Raw genomic sequence first — 3446 nt, forward strand, 5'->3', positions numbered from 1 at the left:
CCTCTAATTAGGATAGTAATTCAAGAAATAGGGGGTCGTTAAAACATCGACCCCCTCATTATACCAGTTTAGATAAAGTACAACACACTGGCTATATATTTATTCTCTATTTAAATTATCTGTGTATCAGTAATATAAAAAACATATAGATATAGATTGCTCCCATTTTGATGCTGTACAATAAATAGTTATAGTTTTTTGTATGTTTCAATCTGTCATCCTATTTAATTGTTTTGTGACTATTTTTCCAAATATCAATAGGGTTAAATTGAGCATAGTGCTTAACTTCTTCGAGATTTTTATAGCAAAATTCATCATTTAGGTGGAATGTTTCACAAATAGATGCAATCTTTGGATTATCTATTTTGATATTTTTCATATTGCAGTATAGACACTCATTTTCATAATCATATTTGTGTGCAGAGCACATGTAACAATTTCGTATCTGGCAATGCTGATTGTTTGCTATAGCTAATCCCCAATTGTAAAATCTTCCGATTGAAATTTCCGAATAAAGGCTGGAAGCGTTATTTATAATTCCAATGTTCGAATCATATTTTACAGTAACTTCTAACTGCGCTTGTGACCGCCTATTTTGATAGTTTTGACAATTACATAATGAACGTGCAAACACAGAATTGTTCTTGTAGAGAACAAATTTTACAAGCTCAAATTTAGGTAACACAGATTTCTCTGAAAAAATCAATTTCGGATTAAAGCCATAAAATCTAACCGTATCGCTTTCTCTAATTTCATTATTTATAATTGTATCAACATCTTCTTCCGAATGTACATCAAATTCAATTATACGCAAATTGGAATCTTTTTTCTTTTGCGTGCATTCATGAGTGACTTTTATCTCTATTAGAATGTTACTTTGTGGATTTTTGGGGTTGCTCCATAATAAATCTGCCCTAAACGAATTATCACCTAACTTAACATTCTCTTCGACAAGGCATTGAGTAAGACATTTCTTCACATTGTAAGACTTGTCTTTAAACGTACAACATACATCTGAATGATTATCTATCCACTTACAATTTTTTTGAAACTTGCATACATATTTTTGCTGATAATGGAGTATAATTTGAGGAGATTCATCAAACCATTGTTTTAGTCTTAATTTAGCATAGGCATGGAGATAAGATTCATATGAGCAGTTACAAACATTCTCATTCTGATATCTATAGTCATGTGCGAAATGCCAGCTTCTAATAGTTCCACATTTTTTTAGCATCCTACACTTGCAATGTGGGCAATAAAAATCTTCGTTACTTAAATGAGCTTTGGCAATATGAACCAAAAGACCGCTTGCAGATACAGCATAATGCTGTTCCATTCTATATTCGTCTTTCATAAGGATAGATTTATAAATCAACAAAATCAATTTTTTTCCCTAAAACAGCAGCAATTTTGGATAAAATGTCAATGCCAACGGAGTATTTGCCGTTCTCTATTCTACTTAGATTTGCTGCATCTATTCCTGCCAATTTAGCTAAATCACGAGCTTCCATATTCCTCTCTTCTCTGATTTGCCGAATACGTCCACCTATTCTTATACGTTCTCTCTGTCTATCTCCTGAACTAATGCCAAGAAAGGCTACACCACGTGCAAAAGATTCACGCCAGATGTTATTAGTCATCAGTTCTTTGTCTTCTGAAAAGTTCTTATCAAAGATAGCCTCAATAAGATGCAATTCATATTTTCGGGTTTCTTCACTTAGATATGCCCCTACTTGGCAAAGGACTTGGAATACCTCACCATCTGGCGCGGTCACCTCTACCATTTTAGAATCCACAATCCGTGCTTTGGATTTGAATTCCGTGTTCATAAACCTTTTAAGCTCTTTATTCATCGTTACTATGCCGTATTTTCAAGTGTTGCCGCCACCTTTAAGTTTAATATATTGCAAAGGTAACATATTTTCTTTAATTGGCAAATATAACAATTATTATTTTCAATATGCGCCAATTATTATTTGTCTTCTCAGAACTTGATTTGGAGTATTTATTTGATTTTTATATTATTTCGCTGCTAATAAATAGCGATTACAATAAATTATGCTATATTTGCAATTAGAACTTAAAATGACTGCTATGAGAATCGTTTTGTTGGGAATAATGTTTATTGCGTCTATAGTTGTTAGAGCGCAAGAATCAATACCGTCTTTCGAACAATTGAAAGAATACTATCAGTATGCGTCTGTGGATGAACGTGCAAAAATGGATTCTATATTCCAGACCTTAGAGAACAATCTCAAAAGACAGCAAGTGAAAAATATAGGCGGCATTTCATTTGGCATTTCTCGTGAAAAAGCAATGGAATTATTGAAAAATAAATATGGCGAGCCTGTTTATAATCCAGGAAGCACTGTGATTTCTTTTAGAAACATAAAATACGCAGGCTATGATTTTGATTCAGTCCATTTCCTTTTTCAATCTGATGGAATAAATAGTTTCTTCAACTCTTGTATTTTTATAAAAGAAGCTAAAACGCAAAAGGAAGCTGTTGAGGAACAAGAAAATCTTTATAAAGTATTGTGTGACAAATATGAATTAAGTAAAGCCGAAACAGAAAATGGCCTGAATACGTATGGTGGGGGTATTTCACCCTTATGGGATGGCCATTGGTATAGTCTAATAGATGAGTATTATACTGCTTTACATACTGATATAATACAATACGAAAGTGATTTGGTTGAAATTTACGGAAACAAATACGCAGCCCGACTAATTTATGGACCATATAATTATATAAAAGAAGAATTCTGATTCAATCTATTTTCTAATTATAATATTGAGAATCGAATTTATCTATTCTTTTTGCTGTATTTATATCTTTACGTAGGTATTGATGTAGCATTTGATGTCTATAGTTTTCTTTCCTAAGAACAGCATTATCGTAAGCAATAAAAGCTGCTGTAGCAATAGTAATCACCCAAATGCAGAACAGGCAGATTTTGACATATAAACGGGTATGGCGAGAGAGGTACACCCGTTTAATCCCATATAAAGGCAGGTTACAAGTAAAATACTTGAGCCTGTTCTTGAAACCGGACGGCATGGCCGGACGCTTACATTCATTATCCGGTTTGATATTGTGTACCTGCTGGACGGTTTTCATCATGCCGTATAATATCTTTTGATTGCCGCTAATCTTTTGCAAGTTCTCGTCAATGTGCTTAAAACGGGCATCCGCACCCTGATAGATTTGGTAAAAGCCCTTTGCCTTTCCGCAGATGTCATCATACTGGCCGAGTATTTCCTGCAAAATCTCATTTATGGTCATTTTGCCCTTGTCGGCTTCCTCGAACTTCCTTTGCCGTGCCTCCAGCAAGTCCTGCACGGCCTTTACAACAGCCGTGGAAATGGTATTTTGCAACCGTTCGTCCGGTTGGCGTTCTGCTGTGTTAGTGTCTTTCTCCGCAAGCGAATTTACAGCTACT

The 3446-nt window shown here is 34.5% G+C and carries 4 protein-coding genes; 1 reads left to right on the top strand and 3 read right to left on the bottom strand.

Features of this window, described 5'->3' with window-relative positions; all coding sequences use genetic code 11:
* Positions 1 to 220 precede the first annotated feature (220 nt).
* Both NW212_RS15035 and NW212_RS15040 read right to left on the bottom strand, forming a co-directional pair.
* Positions 221 to 1357 (bottom strand): competence protein CoiA family protein, encoded by a 1137-nt coding sequence (locus tag NW212_RS15035; protein ID WP_258339429.1) that lies wholly within the window; start codon positions 1355 to 1357, stop codon positions 221 to 223.
* 10 nt (positions 1358 to 1367) lie between these two features.
* The gene (locus NW212_RS15040) at positions 1368 to 1856 is read right to left on the bottom strand and encodes a helix-turn-helix domain-containing protein (protein WP_258339430.1); all 489 of its coding nucleotides are present in this window, start codon (positions 1854 to 1856) and stop codon (positions 1368 to 1370) included.
* 241 nt (positions 1857 to 2097) lie between these two features.
* Between NW212_RS15040 and NW212_RS15045 the strand changes: the two genes are divergently transcribed.
* Positions 2098 to 2772 carry a hypothetical protein gene (locus NW212_RS15045; protein WP_258339431.1) on the top strand — a complete coding sequence of 225 codons (675 nt, stop codon included), beginning with the start codon at positions 2098 to 2100 and terminating at the stop codon, positions 2770 to 2772.
* Between the two features lie 13 nt (positions 2773 to 2785).
* On the opposite strand, the gene NW212_RS15050 is transcribed toward NW212_RS15045, so the two are convergent.
* A partial coding sequence (locus tag NW212_RS15050) for a hypothetical protein (RefSeq protein WP_258339432.1) occupies positions 2786 to 3446 on the bottom strand: 661 nt, incomplete at its 5' end.

This window comes from Bacteroides sp. ET225 (genome assembly GCF_024733745.1).
GTDB classification, from domain to species: Bacteria; Bacteroidota; Bacteroidia; order Bacteroidales; family Bacteroidaceae; genus Phocaeicola; species Phocaeicola excrementipullorum.